The sequence below is a fragment of the Levilactobacillus brevis genome, assembly GCA_021383565.1.
Taxonomy (GTDB): Bacteria; Bacillota; Bacilli; order Lactobacillales; family Lactobacillaceae; genus Levilactobacillus; species Levilactobacillus brevis_B.
Genome location: CP079699.1, coordinates 300,282 through 317,918, shown reverse-complemented (window position 1 = coordinate 317,918; position 17,637 = coordinate 300,282). Strand labels below are relative to the sequence as shown.

General features: G+C 51.4%; 15 protein-coding genes and 2 tRNA genes. 4 read left to right on the top strand and 13 right to left on the bottom strand.

Annotation, left to right across the window (positions count from 1 at the left end; all coding sequences use genetic code 11):
* Window positions 1–145: 145 nt before the first annotated feature.
* On the bottom strand, window positions 146–1,156 hold the full coding sequence (gene gap, locus KB236_01510) for a type I glyceraldehyde-3-phosphate dehydrogenase (protein ID UIF29464.1): 1,011 nt from the start codon (window positions 1,154–1,156) through the stop codon (window positions 146–148).
* A 68-nt stretch (window positions 1,157–1,224) separates the two neighbouring features.
* Window positions 1,225–2,253 (bottom strand): sugar-binding domain-containing protein, encoded by a 1,029-nt coding sequence (locus KB236_01505; GenBank protein ID UIF29463.1) that lies wholly within the window; start codon window positions 2,251–2,253, stop codon window positions 1,225–1,227.
* 257 nt (window positions 2,254–2,510) lie between these two features.
* On the opposite strand from KB236_01505, the gene KB236_01500 reads away from it, so the two are divergent.
* Window positions 2,511–2,582: transfer RNA gene (locus tag KB236_01500), tRNA-Arg, on the top strand.
* A gap of 131 nt (window positions 2,583–2,713) precedes the next feature.
* Here the strand turns inward: KB236_01500 and KB236_01495 are convergent.
* Window positions 2,714–3,322: an ECF transporter S component gene (locus KB236_01495; protein UIF29462.1), complete on the bottom strand. Its 609-nt coding sequence runs from the start codon at window positions 3,320–3,322 to the stop codon at window positions 2,714–2,716.
* Window positions 3,323–3,516: 194 nt separating this feature from the next.
* On the opposite strand from KB236_01495, the gene KB236_01490 reads away from it, so the two are divergent.
* A tRNA-Arg gene (locus KB236_01490) sits at window positions 3,517–3,588 on the top strand.
* Window positions 3,589–3,752: 164 nt separating this feature from the next.
* On the opposite strand, the gene KB236_01485 is transcribed toward KB236_01490, so the two are convergent.
* Window positions 3,753–4,487, bottom strand: a complete 735-nt coding sequence (locus KB236_01485; protein ID UIF29461.1) for a hypothetical protein — start codon at window positions 4,485–4,487, stop codon at window positions 3,753–3,755.
* Window positions 4,488–4,491: 4 nt separating this feature from the next.
* Window positions 4,492–4,941, bottom strand: coding sequence for a LytTR family transcriptional regulator (locus tag KB236_01480; protein UIF29460.1), 450 nt, complete (start codon window positions 4,939–4,941; stop codon window positions 4,492–4,494).
* Between the two features lie 276 nt (window positions 4,942–5,217).
* Here KB236_01480 and clpP point away from each other — a divergent pair, with 276 nt between their 5' ends.
* Window positions 5,218–5,814 carry an ATP-dependent Clp endopeptidase proteolytic subunit ClpP gene (clpP, locus tag KB236_01475; GenBank protein UIF29459.1) on the top strand — a complete coding sequence of 199 codons (597 nt, stop codon included), beginning with the start codon at window positions 5,218–5,220 and terminating at the stop codon, window positions 5,812–5,814.
* 188 nt (window positions 5,815–6,002) lie between these two features.
* Here the strand turns inward: clpP and whiA are convergent, their stop codons facing one another.
* The 6 genes from whiA to uvrB all read right to left on the bottom strand — a co-directional run bounded on the left by whiA (window position 6,003) and on the right by uvrB (window position 15,092).
* Complete coding sequence (whiA, locus tag KB236_01470) at window positions 6,003–6,941, bottom strand: DNA-binding protein WhiA (protein UIF29458.1); 939 nt, start codon at window positions 6,939–6,941, stop codon at window positions 6,003–6,005.
* Window positions 6,942–6,944: 3 nt separating this feature from the next.
* Window positions 6,945–7,958 (bottom strand): YvcK family protein, encoded by a 1,014-nt coding sequence (locus KB236_01465; GenBank protein UIF29457.1) that lies wholly within the window; start codon window positions 7,956–7,958, stop codon window positions 6,945–6,947.
* Entirely contained in the window at window positions 7,955–8,839 is an 885-nt protein-coding gene (rapZ, locus tag KB236_01460; protein UIF29456.1) for an RNase adapter RapZ, read from the bottom strand. The genes KB236_01465 and rapZ overlap by 4 nt, the downstream gene beginning before the upstream one ends.
* A 675-nt stretch (window positions 8,840–9,514) precedes the next feature.
* Complete coding sequence (locus tag KB236_01455; protein ID UIF30258.1) at window positions 9,515–10,057, bottom strand: DUF308 domain-containing protein; 543 nt, start codon at window positions 10,055–10,057, stop codon at window positions 9,515–9,517.
* Between the two features lie 146 nt (window positions 10,058–10,203).
* Window positions 10,204–13,065 (bottom strand): excinuclease ABC subunit UvrA, encoded by a 2,862-nt coding sequence (gene uvrA / locus KB236_01450; protein UIF29455.1) that lies wholly within the window; start codon window positions 13,063–13,065, stop codon window positions 10,204–10,206.
* Window positions 13,066–13,085: 20 nt separating this feature from the next.
* Window positions 13,086–15,092, bottom strand: coding sequence for an excinuclease ABC subunit UvrB (gene uvrB / locus KB236_01445; GenBank protein ID UIF29454.1), 2,007 nt, complete (start codon window positions 15,090–15,092; stop codon window positions 13,086–13,088).
* Window positions 15,093–15,270: 178 nt separating this feature from the next.
* Here uvrB and KB236_01440 point away from each other — a divergent pair.
* A protein-coding gene (locus tag KB236_01440) for an IS5-like element ISLpl3 family transposase (protein ID UIF29453.1) occupies window positions 15,271–16,046 on the top strand; the annotation gives its coding sequence in 2 pieces (ribosomal slippage) (window positions 15,271–15,595 and window positions 15,595–16,046; 777 coding nt in all).
* A 102-nt stretch (window positions 16,047–16,148) separates the two neighbouring features.
* On the opposite strand, the gene KB236_01435 is transcribed toward KB236_01440, so the two are convergent.
* Complete coding sequence (locus KB236_01435) at window positions 16,149–16,670, bottom strand: acetyltransferase (protein ID UIF29452.1); 522 nt, start codon at window positions 16,668–16,670, stop codon at window positions 16,149–16,151.
* A gap of 2 nt (window positions 16,671–16,672) precedes the next feature.
* The gene (locus tag KB236_01430; GenBank protein UIF29451.1) at window positions 16,673–17,311 is read right to left on the bottom strand and encodes an HD domain-containing protein; all 639 of its coding nucleotides are present in this window, start codon (window positions 17,309–17,311) and stop codon (window positions 16,673–16,675) included.
* Between the last annotated feature and the right edge of the window lie 326 nt (window positions 17,312–17,637).

Sequence of the window (17,637 nt, the reverse complement as noted above, 5' to 3'; positions counted from 1 at the left end):
TTCACAATATACAGCACTTACCTTCAGATTTCAAAGGACTTGTGTTAATTTTCATAACTAATGAAAAACGCGTCGGAGAATGCCCTCCTCCGCCGCGTTTAACTCATTAACTGTTTAAATTTAACCGACTTGCGCGGCTAGCTGATTAGAGCGTAGCGAAGTGCAATAAGGTCCGAACCATGTTGCAAGTGAAGCCCCATTCGTTGTCGTACCAAGCAACAGTCTTAACTAATTGGGTGTCACCGGCAGTGGTAACTTCCGTTTGCGTTGGGTCGTAAACAGAACCATGGTCGTCATCGATGATATCAGTAGAAACAATTTCATCAGCGTTGTAACCAAAGGCATCGTTACCTTCAGTGTGCTTCTTGATTGCTTCGTTGACTTCGTCAGCAGTAACCTTCTTGTCCAGAACAGTTACTAATTCAGTCAAGGAACCGTCAACAACACCAACACGTTGTGCATGGCCTTGTAACTTACCCTTCAAGTCAGGGATAACTAAACCGATAGCCTTAGCAGCACCAGTTGAGTGAGGAATGGTGTTGATGCTTGCGGTACGGTTGTTACGCATCTTCTTGCCACGAGGGCCATCCAAGATCATTTGAGTAGAAGTGAAGGCGTGGATAGTCGTCATCGTCCCAGCCTTGATGCCAAATTCTTCGTTTAAGAAGTATGCCATTGGGGCCAAGCAGTTGGTCGTGCAAGAACCAGCAGAAACGATCACATCGTCCTTGCTCAAGACGTCCAAGTTAACGCCAGGAACAACAGTCGTAACGGCACCGGCTGGAGCGGAGATCAATACCCGCTTAACACCAGCATCGATATGTGCTTGAGACTTTTCTTCGGAAGTGTAGAAACCGGTACATTCGAGGACGAAGTCAACACCGTCGTTCTTAACCCAAGGAATGTTTTGAGCCTTTGGTTCAGCGTATACAGGGTATTCCTTACCGTCAACCACGATACCCTTGTCCGTTGATGAAACTTCACCAGGGAAACGGCCATGCGTTGAGTCATACTTCAACAAGTAAGCTAACATTGAAGGTGTCGTCAAATCGTTGATGGCAACAACTTCGATGTCACTTGAGTGGAGTTCGTGAATCCGCTTGAAAGCCAAACGGCCGATACGTCCGAAACCATTAATACCAATCTTTACAGTCATACTGTGATTTCCTCCTTCAGGAAGCAAATAAAGAATAATTTTTTAAAAAGCAGTACGTGTTAAGTGTATCACTTTTTTAAAACAAAGTCAGCAGCTCCTTCGTCAGTTATTAACCAAGTCGAAGCTGGCGCTAAATGCATGTAGGCCGCAATTGCAGCCCCCTTCTCGGCGCCGCCGGCAACGGCGACGACTAATTCTTTAGCGGCTAAATCAGAAATTTCTACGCCAATTCGTGGAAACTTGCTGACCACATGGCCCTCGGCATCAAAGAAATAGCCAAAGGCCTCTCCCACGGCATGTGCCGCCGTTAAATCGGCGATCACGTGGGGCGAAATCTTTCGGCGTTTGGCCATCACAAAGGCCTGGCCAATGCCGTGAATCACGACGTTACTTTGGGCAATCAGCTGGAGCACCTCATGAATTGCGGGCTCCGCAAACAGCGGCTTATAGGTCGCCGTATTTAATTGCTCGGGGATAAACAAGGAGCGAAATTGGCCGTTGGTTTGTTGGGCCATCTGGGCACTCACCGCATTGGCTTGGATGGCGGGCGATTCACCCACACCGCCACGTGCCGGCACAAATAATAACTGCCGATTAATCGACAAGGCCGGCGTCAACACGGATGCCACGGTTGCCAACGTATGACCACCCATCACGGCAATGGTACTCTTCCCGACCGGCAGTTGATCCGTTAAGACCTGCTGGGCCGCCTGGGCCATTGCCAGCAACGATCCCGTCGGCGCAGTACTGTCACCGGGCACAATCGTACAGTGGGCAATGTGTAGCTTAGCCGCCAACCGTTGTTCACGTTCCTGCCAACCAGACAAGTCATTCATTACCGGGGCCAACCCCCGCAATAGCCGTTGCCCAGCTGGCGTGATCTGCATCCCCTTGACCGACATTTGGACAAAACCCAACTCGGCCAAAGCGTCAGTGGCCGTTCGAATCGTGCGTTCGGAACAATCCAGATGGGTGGCTAAAGTTCGCCGCCCCACCGGTTGCGTGTTCGCAATGCCTTGTAGGACGCGGAACCGGCTGGTTAATTTCGTCACCATTTGAGGCATGATGGCTTCAACCCATTGCCAATCTTCACGCATCCGACTTACCTCCTAGTGGGACGGTTAGCGACCAGCTAGGGTCACCTAACGCCCACCTTACTCAAAAAAATTCAGGCCAACCAATTGCTAACCTTCACGATTGTTAGTATAAGCCCCCAACCACGACTTTGCAAGCCAACACTCCCGAAGATTTGGGAGGCTATGCTGAGGAAACAAAAAAATATTTAAACGACCCCTTGAATTTATATTCAGGTTCAGTTATAGTAGTTAGGTGCTCAAAAAGAGCAAAGCGTTTTGCGCCCGTAGTGTAATGGATCGCACGTAAGATTCCGGTTCTTGAAATGGGGGTTCGATTCCCTCCGGGCGCATCAGTTAGCCGTAACCAGTGATGGTTGCGGCTTTTTTGATGTTTTGGAACCGTGGTCAACATAAAAAAGCGTGAGTCCTTGTCAACTCACGCTTTGAATTTGATTTAAATTTAACCGACAATCTTATCCGCTCACCGGACCACATGATTAATCTTATCCCACCGTTTGCGCAGTGGCGCCGCAATCAACGGGGCCACTACCACATCCAGGATCAATTCGGGGACGGCGTTAGTCACCAGGGAAAGCATCAGGACATAGCCCAACGTTTGATTCCCCTTGGCGCCAAAGGCCGTTGCCACGGCCGGTGTTTGATAGAAGAAATAGACCAAGCCTAGCACCAACAGCGTGTTAATCAACGCCGCCACGGCCGCGGCCCAGCGCATCGATCGGCGCATCGACCATTGCCGATTGCGTCCCCACAAATAAACCAGACCGGCGCCCAGCCCCATCAAGAGCCGTGGCACGACCGACACCAATGGATTGGTGAAGACCAGAGGCGCTACCGGACTCGATGGCCAAGTGAAGGCTCGAACGAACGTAATCAGCCCCCAGAAGCCCCCGATGAGCAGGCCATCCTTGGGCCCCAGCGCCGTCCCGGCCACGATGACCGTCAACCCAATCAGCGTCATACTGAACGGTCCTAACGGAATATACCCCAGAAAAGGTAGAATATTTTGTAGTAAGACAATCGCCATCAACAATGCATCCACGACGAGGCGAAAAGTTTTATGTCGCGTCATTCGCTATCCTCCACTGAAAAGTTAATGCCGATATTATAGCATGATTCTTCTCATCGTGGCTATCTGATGGTAATTTCTCACCGCTAGTCCGAGACGAGAACGTCCCCGCAATTTAATTGTCTTTTTTTGGCAGAATCGTGCTTGTATTTTTATCCAAAATCAGTTATAGTGGTTAAGGTGTTGTTAATCACTATGCGCCCGTAGTGTAATGGATCGCACGTAAGATTCCGGTTCTTGAAATGGGGGTTCGATTCCCTCCGGGCGCATTACTACCAAAGCGGCTTGGTCTCATCCCTCGTGGATGGGACCTTTTTTCTAGCCCAAAAAGGCGTGCCAGCCGCTACTGCCCGCACGCCTACTGATTATCTCCAAATGCTTGTGTACCAATTCTAGACAGCCGAAACCTGCGCTAAAAAGCAGCGACTGGCACTTAAACATAAATGATTCCCAAACCTCCCAGCGGTACGCGGCCCGTGATAATCACCAATGGTCCGTCAGAATCATCCGGTTCACCGGTCGTCTCGACACTGCCAAGGTCAGCGTCGACATCGACCTGTACGTTCCAGGACGTCGGCACGTACAGTTGTACACCGCCAAGATGGACATCCACCGTGATGGTTGCCCCCTGATCGCTCAACGTCACATCGTCAAAGTATAATTTTGCATTCCCCATCGAGACACGGACGTCCGCGCGGCGAAAATCAGCGGATTGGAGAAAGCGAATGCTGTTGCTCATGCTCACGTTCACTGCGATGTCTGGGTCATCCAGAGTTTCCACGTCGTCGGCATCCGCTGACCAGTCACGGTGATGATGGTGTGACCAGTTTCCCTGTGCCCGCCAGTCATAGTGATACCAACGTTTGGGCCGGATGATGAGTGACAGCCCTAGCGACAGTAAGACCGCCGCAATCAGAATCGTCCAGGGAACTAACGCCGTAATTCCCAACGGTCGGGCAAAGATAATCGCCAGAAAGGCCAGTGAGAACACCATCCCCCAGACGGCCAGATGCATCAGGCTCTCGACAAAGGCGGCCACCAGAAAGACCGCGAGTAAGAGCGGCCAAAGTCCCACGTGGTAACTAAAGATTCCCAGTTGACTCGTCACCAATACCACGGCACCTAGAACCAAGAAGACGCCCCAGAACCAATTTGCTCGTTTACGCATAATTTTACCCCTTTTCCTCTAATGCCCGCTTCAAGGCCTGATAGTAGCGCCGGGACACGTAGAGTTGCTTGTGTGAATTTTGAAATTTAACCAGGTTGCCCGTCACCGCGTGTTCCAGTGAGCAGACCTGCGTTCGATTGAGGATGGCCGACTTGGAAACCCGCATGAACTGTGGCGGGAGGCTAGCCGCCAACTCATACAGCCGCTGACTGGTCGTGTATCGGGCCGTCGCCGTATGCACCGCCACCTGGTGATCGCTGGCTTCGAAAAACAAGATATCGGCAAGCTTAACGCGGTAGCTCTCGCCATGCCAGCTAAAGGTCAATTGGCGGTCACCCGCCGCAACATCTTCGACAGCCGCCACCAGCTGATCGACGAGTGGCGTCTGCGCCGGCACCCGTATGGTTACTTCCGGCTCAGTAAGCTGTTGATCGACCGCAACGTGAATTTTCAAATCGCTCCCCCCTTTCGTCTTTTTAAGTTAACCATATGGCTGGCCAAAAATAAATAGCTCCCCCGTAAGTGGTCAATTTTTTGGCGTAACCGGTCGCCCGAAGTGATAGAATACGTGACGTTTAGCCAATTTCTGGTATGATAGTTCTAGTCAAATGGTTGTCAAAATTATCGAAGTCATATTGTTTGACCTACTCTGACCATAGCGGTACACTAGCAACATGTTAGCAATCGCTAGCCATTTCTACGTTAAATAAATAAGGGAGGCTATCTTGTCATGAATTTAGTACCTACAGTTATTGAACAATCATCCCGTGGCGAACGGGCCTATGATATCTATTCACGACTATTAAAAGACCGGATCATCATGTTATCCGGCCCAATCGAAGATGACATGGCCAACGCCATCATTGCACAATTGCTCTTCTTGGATGCCCAAGACTCCACCAAGGACATTTCACTTTACATCAACTCACCCGGTGGTGTGGTTTCTTCCGGCTTAGCCATCTACGATACCATGAACTTCATCCAATCTGACGTGCAAACGATCACCTTAGGGATGGCAGCTTCCATGGCCAGCGTCCTGGCTTCATCCGGGACCAAGGGCAAGCGGTTTGCTTTGCCTCACGCCCAAGTGATGATTCACCAACCATCCGGTGGTGCCCAAGGACAACAAACCGAAATCGAAATTGCAGCGCGTGAAATCTTGAAGACGCGTGAATTAATCAACAAGATTTTAGCCGACAATTCCGGTCAACCCGTTGAACGTCTGAACCAAGACACTGAACGGGATAACTACTTGAGTGCTCAAGAAGCCGTCGATTACGGGTTAATCGACCACATCATGACCAACAGTAGCGAACAAACTAAGTAATTTGCGTTCAATTTAAACGAAACCACCCAACGACTGTGAGCGTTGGGTGGCTTTTTTTATGGAATCGCTGGTGTAGGTCGATAAAGGTCGTCCAGGCCTCTCGTTCAAGGACACTATCTCTAGCGAGCTCAAACCAGTCCAAAAAGACCTCCAGCCATTCAGCTCGAGGTCTCGTTATATTTAAAACTTTAAGCAGAAGCCTGTTCACGCAACTGCTTAGCGTAGTCGTTAATCTTCCGTAGCCGGTGATTAATCCCCGACTTGGAAATAGGCCCACCCGGCACGAGATCGCCCAGTTCTTTCAGGCTAACTTCTTTGTGCGCCAACCGGGTCTCGGCAACTTCGCGTAGCTTAATCGGCAACTGGCCCAAGCCAACCGTCGCATCGATAAATTGAATGTTGTCAATCTGCCGCGTGGAGGCGTTGGCCACCTTATCCAGGTTGGCGTTCTCGCAGTTGACCAGCCGATTGACTGAGTTCCGCATGTCTCGCATAATCCGAATGTCTTCGAACTTCAGCATGGACGTCGTGGCCCCAATCAATGACAGAAAATCCGCAATCTCCTCGGCACTCTTGAGGTAGGTGATGTAGCCACTCCGCCGCACGATGGTCCGCGCGTTCAGATTGTAACGGTTCATCATCTCCGCAATCATTTGATTGTGTTCTTCATATAGAGAGTAAATCTCGAGGTGGTACCGGCTAGTTTCCGGATTGTTCACGGACCCACCGGCGAGAAAGGCCCCCCGTAAGTATGAACGAACGGACATGTCGGAATTTAAAATCTCCGCCGGGACAGATTCAAGCAACTGCATGCCGTCAAAAATCCCCAGGTCGGACAGGACTTCCGTCACGCCGGTCTTCACCCGCACGATGTATAAGTTATTCTTCTTCAGCTTCATCTTGCGCCGGACTAACAGTTCACTTTCCAAATCATAGAACTGCTTGAGTAATTGGTACATCCGCCGGGCAATCGCTGGGTTCTCCGTCTGAACGTTCAGAACGAAGTGGTGGTTCGCTAATCCCAGAGCGCCGTTCATCCGAATCAACGCTACCAGCTCGGCTTTGGCATTGTCCCGATGAACTTCAAGGGTCGTTAATTCTTTCTTCACTTCACTGGCATATGACATTCGTTAAAGCCTCCGTTTCATGCGGTAGCGGGGTTGCCCAATCAGGTTCAGCAGTTCATTCACCACTTCTTGCCCGTTATGAAAGGCCCCGTTATCGCGTAGTTCGAGAAAATCCGTCGAGATTACCCGGCACCCCTGATCGCGGAGTCCCTGGAAATCGTGACGCACTGGCTGCGACATTTCGTCCCAGCGCTGGTAATCAATGTATTGGTCCGGTACCGTTCGTGAATTGACCAGGACCGTATCAATAAAGTTTTCGTTCAAATGTTGGTTGAGGACGTGAACGTGATCGGCATCACTAAAGTTCTCCGTCTCGCCCTTCTGCGTCATGATATTGCAGATGTAGACGACCTCGGCGGGACTATCCTTGACGGCTTGCCCCACGCTATCGATCATCAAGTTCGGCAAGATACTGGTAAATAGACTCCCCGGACCCAGAACAATCTGGTCGGCATCCATGATCGCATCAATCACCTGCTGAACCGCATGCGGCTGGTCATGATGATTGCTGGTCTCGACCCACACCCGTTTAATCAGCTTGTGGGCCGCCGTAATCTCGGATTCCCCACTAAGCGTACTGCCATCGGCAAACTGCGCGTGCAGCTCCAACGGCTCATTCGCGGCCGGATAAATGTGACCGTTCACCCGCATAAGTTGGGAAAGTTCCTGGACAGCATCAAAAATACCGCCCTTCATTTCCGACAGGGCGGCAATGATTAGGTTTCCAATGGCGTGGCCAGCAAAGAAATCATCCGTCGTTTCGAATCGGTATTGAAACAGGTCTTTATAAATAGATGGGACTTCGGCCAGGGCCACCATGACGTTACGGATATCTCCAGGCGGCACCACGTTAACGTAGTGGCGAATAATCCCTGAAGAACCGCCGTCATCGGCAACTGTCACTACAGCCGTGATATCGACATCACGGTCGCGGAGGTTGCTTAAGATGACCGGTAAACCAGTCCCCCCACCAATGACCACAATCTTGGGCCGGCGGGTACGCAATGGATCTCTCATGAGCGGTTAGCGGACTCCTTTCGCTTCTCAATATCGCGATGGGTCACGTGGACTGGGTAGGTATTGCCTAGTGCTTGACCGATGCGCGTCGCCAAGGCTACGGAGCGGTGTTGCCCGCCCGTACAGCCAATCGCGATGGTAAGATTTGCCTTACCTTCTTTTTTATAGCCCGGCACGATGGTCGTGAGGAGCTTGATAAATTGTTCGTAAAATTCTTCGGTTTGGGGCTGGGCCATGACGTAATCGTAGACTTCCTGATCCTTCCCCGTCTGATTCCGTAAAGCCGGAATATAGTACGGATTGGGCAGGAACCGCACGTCCATGACGATATCGGCGTCAATCGGCAGCCCGTATTTAAATCCAAACGACATGACTTCGATGTGAAAAACCTGGGCGGACTCGGTCTCGTAGTTGTGAAAAATCTCTTCTCGCAACTTTCGCGGGCTCAGCGAGGTGGTGTCAATCACCAACTGAGCGGCCTGCCGAATCGGGGCCAACAACCGCCGTTCGCGCTGAATGCCTTCCATCACCCGGCCGTTTCTAGCGAGTGGATGGGAACGCCGGGTCTCCTTATAGCGCGAGACCAGCTCCTCATCGGATGCGTCCAGGAATAAGACCTGAGCATTCATCGTGCCGTGAACCGCCACGTTATTCAGCATATTGACGATTTCATCGTAAAAGGCCCGAGACCGTAAATCAATGACCAGAGCAATCTTCGACAGTTTGCCAGACTCACGGACTAAATCCCAAAACTTGGGTAGTAGCGAAGGTGGCATATTATCAATACAGAAATACCCCAGATCTTCAAAACTCTGCATGGCGACGGTCTTCCCGGCACCACTCATCCCAGTTATGATGACTAAATGGATTTCATTTGTCATGGCTCTCCTCCAGCTTCTTTAAAAACGTCTTTAAGCAGTATAACACACCGGGCGTGTCTTTTCCTAACAATTCCCTTAAATTCCTCAAATCCGTTAGTTTTTATCCCCAAGTAAAAACGCCAGCCCCACCATGCGGTCGGAGCTAGCGCTATTGATGTTTAGTTATCTAGGCCAACAACATTGCCTACGGCTGCCAGCAACCTAACGTCGGCCTGGTCGCCTTACCGTTCGCACAGGATGAGCTGGAACGCGGTGGGGAGGGCGTTCCGAGCCAAAGAGCGGTCTCGAAACTCGCTTGGAACCGCCCCAAATCAGCGTTTCCAAGTCGCCATTTTCCGAGAAAGACACTCGGAAAATCCCACGGCTGAGCTCATCCTGCGCTTCACTCACGGCTACGGTGGTGAGTGTCAATCAAAGGTGGCTGAATAGCCCTCGCCAACGTGATTGATACCGGATACCATAAACGCATGATGCGGACTGAACACGCCGGAGGAGGCCAGTAATGGAGCCAGCCGTGGGTGTGAAGTTAGCTGGCGTTTTTGGCCAGGTTACTTCACTGGACGCACTTGGAGACGTGGTCTTCGGCTCCAAGTCGAGGTAAAAGACCGCTTCGCCAGGCTTTTACCGGTCCCCACAGCAGGCGGAATTGCTGGCAGCCGCAGGCAATAATAACCATTACCGACTACGAGCGATGGAAATCCAGATGGCGTTGACCCCGAAGATGGTGAAGAAGATGGCAATCAAGCCGTTCAATGACAGGGCCGCGACCACGGGGTGCACGAACAACATGATCCCCACAACCAGCGCCAGCACGTCAAAGACAATCGAGAGCCAGAAGTAAAAACCACCGAAGCTCCGCAAGTGGCTAGCAACCAGTAAACGTTCCAGGGAATCAACGATAAACCAGATGGCAAACAGATACCCTAACGTTACGATGGCACTGTTCATGTCGAAGAAGAAGACCACAGCAATCAGAATATCTAAAATCCCTAAAACCAACGCAAAGTTAGCTCGCAGGCCCGTTGCTTCATGCAACTTGCGGTAACCCGCAATCGTGGTAAATCCACTTAATAGCGCCATAATGGCAAAAATAATCGCTAAACCAGTTAAGCCAATCTTGGGTGAGCGGAATAGACCGTACGCGGCAACTAAGAATAAGATACCGAGAATAAATTCACTCCAGTCAAAGCCCCACCGTGTTCGATTCATATTAAACATCGTCTGCATATCTCCTCACAACTCCGGTCAAGTGGCGACCGGTTTTCAACCATTGTACTGGTTTTTACTGAGGTAAACAAGTTCACCTAACAAAAAGGGACGGGGAAACCGCTAATTAGCAAGCTTCCTCGTCCCAGTTTACATTTTTATGACGCCGATTCAGCGTCTGCTTCCGTGCGTGCCTTATCCCGTTCCAAGACGGGCTTCAGGTACTGGCCAGTATAGCTATTCTTGACCTCGGCCAATTCTTCCGGCGTACCGGTAGCGACGACGTTTCCGCCGGCCTCCCCGCCTTCAGGACCTAGGTCAATCAAATGATCGGCCGTCTTAATGACATCTAAATTGTGTTCGATAACCAACACCGTGTTGCCCTTATCAACCAGCCGGTGAAGTACCGTCAACAGGCGCTTGATATCATCGGTGTGGAGGCCAGTTGTGGGTTCATCCAAGATGTAGAAGTTTTTCCCGTTCTGTTGCTTGTGCAACTCGGAGGCCAACTTCATCCGCTGGGCTTCCCCACCGGACAGGGTCGTGGCGGGCTGCCCCAACTTCACGTAGCCCAGTCCCACGTCCTGAATGGTCTGAAGCTTCCGCGTAATCTTAGGAATGGCTTCAAAGAACTTCAGGGCTTCGCTGACCGTCATGTCCAAGACGTCGGCAATATTCTTTCCTTTGTATTCGACTTCCAGCGTCTCGGAGTTGTACCGCGTGCCGTGGCAGACCTCACAAGGAACGTAGACGTCGGGCAGAAAGTTCATCTCAATCTTCAAAATCCCGTCACCGTGGCAGGCCTCACAACGACCTCCCTTGGTGTTGAAGCTAAAGCGGCCCTTCTGGTAACCCCGCATCTTAGCGTCGTTCGTCTGGGCAAACAGTGTCCGAACGTCGTCAAACACGCCAGTATAGGTTGCCGGGTTGCTCCGAGGCGTCCGTCCGATTGGACTCTGATCGATGTCGACTAAACGTTCGATGTTCTTGACGCCGGCAATGCTCTTGTATTTCCCGGGTTTTTCCGAGTTCCGATTCAGCTTCTGCGCCAAGGCTCGCTTCAAAATGGTGTTCACCAGCGTCGACTTGCCAGAGCCGGAAACCCCGGTTACCACGACGAATTCCCCTAATGGAAAATCTACCGTGATATCCTTCAAATTATTCTCGGCCGCACCGGTCACGCGAATGGACTTGCCATTCCCCGGTCGCCGCTTCAAAGGTACCGGAATGTAACGTTTGCCGGATAGGTATTGGCCAGTCAAGGATTTCCGGGAACGCATCACCTGCTTAGGCGTGCCAGCAGCCATCACGTGGCCCCCGTTCTCACCGGCCCCGGGACCAATATCCACGATGTAATCCGCGGCACGCATGGTATCCTCATCGTGTTCGACCACGATTAACGTATTCCCTAGATCCCGCATCTGCTTCAGTGACGCGATTAACCGGTCGTTATCCCGTTGGTGCAACCCAATTGAAGGTTCATCCAAGATGTATAGGACCCCGGACAGGTTCGAGCCAATCTGCGTGGCCAACCGAATCCGTTGCGCTTCCCCACCGGACAACGTCCGAGCCGAACGACTCAGCGTCAGATAATCCAGACCCACGTTCCGTAAGAACGTCAACCGGTCACGGATTTCCTTTAAAATCGGCTGGGCAATGACTTGGTTCTGTTCGCCGAATTTCAGGTCCTTGAAAAAAGCCAATTCCTTGTCGACGGGCAGATCAGAGACCGCTCCGATGTGTTGATGGTTCACCTGAACACTCAAGGCCTGCCGGTTCAACCGGTAGCCGTGACACGTCTGGCAGGTCAATTCGGCCATGTACTTACGCATCACGTCACGGGTGAAGTCACTGTTGGTCTCCTTGTAACGACGATTAACGTTGGGGACAACCCCTTCAAAGGCAACGTCCACGTCACGGACACCACCAAAGTCATTTTCATAGTGGAAATGAAATTCCTTGCCCTGCGACCCGTAGAGCACGAGGTCGCGGTCCGCCTTAGGCAAGTCCTTAAAGGGCACGTCCATATCCACGTTAAAGGCTGCCGCAGCCTGTTCCAAGAGGGCTGGGTAGTATTGCGAACTGATCGGGTTCCAGGGCGCCAAGGCCCCCTCACGCAGCGTCTTGGTCTTATCGGGAACGACCAGATCTAAGTCGACTTCCAACTTCACACCGAGACCATCACAGTCCGGGCAAGCCCCAAATGGCGCGTTGAAGGAGAAGAGCCGGGGTTCCAGTTCGCCCACGGTAAACCCACAGACGGGGCACGCGTAATGTTCCGAGAAGATCATGGGTTCGCCGTCGATTAAGTCGGCAATCGCATAACCCCCACTCAACCGCAGGGCCGCCTCAAAGGAATCGAACAACCGGGACCGAATCCCACTCTTGACCACAATCCGATCAATCACAATCGCGATGTCGTGGTTTTGATTCTTATTTAATTCCGGCACATCGTCAATATCCATGATGTCCCCGTCTACCCGCACGCGGACGAAACCTTCGCGCCGGATCTTGTCAAAGACCTTCTTGTGTTGGCCCTTCTTAGCCCGAACGATCGGTGACAACACCTGTAACTTCGTCCGCTCCGGCAGGTCAAGCACCTGATCGACCATCTGTTCCACACTCTGACTGGTAATCTTCGTACCATCGTTAGGACAGATCGGCGTGCCCACTCTGGCCCACAGCAGTCGAAGATAGTCGTTAATCTCGGTCACCGTACCGACCGTTGACCGGGGGTTCTTGGAGGTCGTCTTCTGGTCGATCGAAATGGCCGGGCTTAACCCGTCAATCGAGTCCACGTCCGGCTTGTCCATTTGCCCCAAAAACTGCCGGGCGTAGGACGATAGACTTTCTACGTAACGGCGTTGGCCTTCCGCATAGAGGGTATCAAACGCTAACGAACTCTTCCCGGAACCGGAGAGGCCACTGATGACAACCAACTTATTCTTGGGAATAGTGACGTCGATATCCTTTAAGTTATGCGCTCTTGCGCCGTGAATCACGATTTTATCGTTTAACAATTCATCTTCTCCTCACTGACCTAATCACCGATTTCGGTCTTCATATCCATGACAGTATCCCGCAGTGAAGCCGCCTGCTCGAAGTCCAGCTTCTTAGCGGCTGCCCGCATCTCATCTTCCAACCGCGAGATTAACTTCCGCTGATCGTCCTTGGACATATCTTCGAAATCATTCGAAACGAAATCGTCCTTTTCGCCCTCGTGATCGTTCTTCTTGGTCACGGCAATCAGGTCGCGGATCGGCTTAATAATCGTCTTTGGCGTGATGCCATGTTCCTTGTTATAGGCCATCTGAACCTTCCGCCGGCGGGCCGTCTCATCAATCGCCGCCTGCATGGACTCCGTCACGGAATCAGCATACATCACCACGGACCCGTGCGAGTTCCGGGCAGCCCGACCAATCGTCTGAATCAAGGACCGTTCGTTACGCAGGAAGCCTTCCTTGTCAGCATCCAAAATCGCTACCAGTGAGACTTCCGGAATATCGATTCCTTCCCGCAATAGGTTAATGCCGACTAAGACATCGTACTTGCCCAAACGGAGGTCCCGCATGATTTGCGTCCGTTCCAGCGTCTTGATATCCGAATGCAGATAGGCCACCTTGATCCCGAGATCCTTCAGATAGTCGGTCAAATCTTCCGCCATCTTTTTGGTCAGCGTGGTCACAAATGTCCGCTCGTTGGCCTCAACCCGTTGGTTAATCTCACCGACCAGATCATCCATCTGGCCCATGATTGGCCGAACTTCAATCGTAGGATCAAGTAACCCGGTTGGCCGAATAATCTGTTGGACCACGTGCTTGGTTTGTTCTTGTTCGTAGGGTCCGGGCGTCGCCGACATGTAAATCACTTGGTTGACGTGTTGTTCGAATTCGGAGAGCTTCAGGGGGCGGTTGTCCAGCGCACTAGGCAGCCGGAAACCATAATCCACCAGCTGCTGCTTCCGCGCTTGGTCCCCGTTATACATCCCGCGAACTTGCGGCATCGTCACGTGAGATTCATCGACAACCAACAGGAAATCCTTCGGGAAGAAGTCCAACAGCGTGTATGGTGGTTCACCGGCCTTACGACCGTCCATCCACCGCGAGTAGTTTTCGATCCCACTCGTGTAGCCCATTTCACGCATCATTTCCAAGTCATAGGTCGTCCGTTGCTTGAGCCGTTGAGCCTCCAGCAGCTTACTCTGGCCTTCCAGCTCGGCAACCCGGTCCTTCATCTCGCCTTCGATGCCCGCCGTGGCCTTGGCCATGATGTCATCGTTAGTCATAAAGTGGGTAGCGGGGAAGATTGCGACGTGCTCACGATCGCCGACAATTTCACCGGTCAGTGAATCCACTTCCCGGATACGGTCGATCTCGTCGCCAAAGAACTCGACCCGCAGTGCCCGGTCATCCCGTGACGCGGGGAAAATTTCCACGACATCCCCGTGTACCCGGAAGCGGCCCCGCTGAAAGTCGTAGTCGTTGCGTTCAAATTGAATATTGACTAATTTACGAAGCAACGCATCCCGTTCGATCTCCTGACCGACCCGTAGCGACACCACGTGGTTCTTATATTCGGTAGGGTCCCCTAACCCAAAGATTGAGGACACGGAGGCCACGACGATCACATCGTTTCGTTCCAGCAACGAACTCGTCGCCGAGTGCCGTAGCTTATCAATCTCATCGTTAATTGAGGAATCCTTTTCAATGTACGTGTCACTCGACGGCACGTACGCTTCGGGTTGATAATAATCATAGTAACTGACAAAATATTCTACCGCATTGTTCGGGAAAAACTCCTTAAACTCACCGTAAAGTTGCCCCGCCAACGTCTTGTTATGAGACAGGACCAATGTTGGCTTATTCACGTTTTTAATCACGTTAGAAATCGTAAAAGTCTTCCCGGTCCCAGTCGCCCCCAACAGAATCTGCGCCTTCTCGTGTTCATTGAGTCCCTTGGTCAATTGTGCAATGGCTTCCGGTTGATCCCCCGTGGGTTGATAATTCGAAACCAAATCAAACTTCCGATCCGACTGTCGATCGATCATGGCATAACCTCCCTACCAAATTCTTTTTTAAACCAGCCTGACGACCATTTTCAGTCGTCCGCGATACGTCGCGTCAACGCTGGTCCGACTTGCATTTAAAACTTCTTCGTTCACTAGGGACTGTCTGAAAACTTAAAATTCAGGTACAATCTGAGGAAAAACGAATCGAGGCATTCCGATGACAACACCTAAACGATACGAACTGGAAGATGCTCAGTGGGACCGAATCAAAGGATACTTCCCGCCATACCGGACTGGCCGTCCATCAAGCCTAGACAACCGTACCGCCCTCAACGCTATCCTCTGGCTCATGCGCAGCGGGGCTCCTTGGCGTGATCTACCTGAACGCTATGGCTCTTGGAAAACGGTGTATAGTCGCTTCCGAGCCTGGGTAAGTTCAGGCTTGTTCGAACAGGTTTTTCTCGAATTGATTGACGATCCCGACATGGAAAACTTGAGCTTAGATTCAACGATCGTTCGAGCGCATCAAAAGGCCACTGGGGCAAAAAAAACGCCGAATGTATGGTCGAAAATCAAGCTATTGGACTAAGTCGAGGTGGCCGAACGACCAAGATTCACGCACTCGTTGACGGATTAGGGAATCCCTTGGGTTTTCGCCTAACAGGTGGTCAAGTACATGATAGCCAAGTTGCCAGTGAGTTGCTGGAAGGCTTCGATATTTCTCAATCAAATATTATCGCGGACAAAGCCTATGGCACCGCGAAACTTCGCCAGTATATTGAAGATAAAGCAGGCGTCTATACCATTCCGCCAAAGGAAAATACCAAAGACAAGTGGACCTGTGATTACCACGTTTATTGTGAGCGCCATTTGATTGAGAACTTCTTTAATCAGTTGAAGAACTTTCGTAGGATTGCAACGCGTTATGATAAGCTCGCTCATGTTTATCTGGCTACGGTCTACATTGCCTCAATTTGCATCTTACTTAAGTAGTTTTCAGACGGACCCTAGAAAAAATGGGAAACAATCTGCTTCCCATCGTGCTCAAATATTTTACCATACCGAACATACTTTCGCCAGTCTCAGGCCTTATGCTCAGAACTTATCCTGATAGATGGTCACGTTAGCCGTCCGGTCGCCACGAACCACCGTGGTTGTTTGAATAGCCTGCAGCTGCTGGCCTTCCCAGAACCGCTTCATTTCCCGGTCACCCATGAAGACACTGAGTTGGAGTTGAACCGCCCCAGCGGCCCGTAATGTCGCCACTAAACTACGGTAATAGTCGGCAGCTTGCTCGGTGGCTAACTGGTCGTCGGTCATCCACATCCCCAGCCAAACCAGGCTCGGTAGCGGGTAGTCGATAATCAAGTCCACCAGCACCACCAGTTGGTCACCCTGAAAGATACCCAGATAGGCCTTCTGATCGGGCATGGCGTTCATCGGCACGTCCGTCACGTCCTGAATGGCCTCGTTTCGGGTGACGGGATGGTCTTGAAAGTGATTAAAGTAAGCGGGATGCGCTGCTTGAAAAGCATAGATTAAATCATCGTCGGCGTGAGTCAACGGCCGTACCGTGGCGCCGGGTAACATTTGATTCCAAACTTCAGCTAATTTCATACTTAGTCTCCTTGTTTCAACAATTTATCCGTTAAGGTCGCGAGCTTCTGCCGGTCGCTAAAATCGGCGGCCAACATCTCTGGCAAGACCTCCGCCAAGAAATACTGCACGCAGGCCATCCGTTTGAATTTCAAAATCGTGGTTAGACTCTCGCGATAAATCTCGGTAAAGACTGGTTCCGGATTGCCCTTCTGAATCTCACCAAAGGATTCATACAGCAAATCCACCTTATCAGCGACCGACAGAATCTGCCCTTCCAGCGTATCGTCCTTTCCCTCGCCCAGACGCCGGGTATAAGCCGCCTGAAATTGTTCGGGAATTTCGTTCTTAATGAAGTTAGCCGTCAATGAAGATTCGACATCGGCCAACATTTGACGTAACTGGGGCGTCGCGTACTTAACGGGCGTCTTGATATCGCCGATAAACCGCTCCGTGTAGTCATGATTTAATGATTTTTCGTAGAGCAACCGCCAATTTACTTGATGGCCGGCATTCTCCTCGACATCCCCTAAGAACTGCGCCACCTCGGCAACCTTAAACGAATGTGCTGCCACGGAATGTTGCTCAAATTTAAAGTAACCGGGCGCCCGGTCGATCGTTTCCAGATCGCTTAAACTTTGTAAAAATTGATTCATCCCCATGTAGAACCACTCCTCTATTTTAATTTAAATGGGTGCCAGAACATCAGCTGGCCGCCTTGCCGTTATGCACTGCCTCCTGCCCGCACCAGCGACTGACGGTTGTTGTCAGTCAGGATTCCAAGCGATCCGAAAGCCAATTTTGGAGCTACCAGCGGCCCCCACAGCAGGCGGAATTTCTGTCGGCCGCAGGCACCCAGCCTTATCCAAATTGCAGATCAAACTATTTTGGCGAACGGTAAGGCGAACAAACGACGGTTATGTACGAGCCAGCCGGACACTGGCCCGTGATTTGACAAAAAGCGGAAACACCCCGTGAGGTCGTTCCC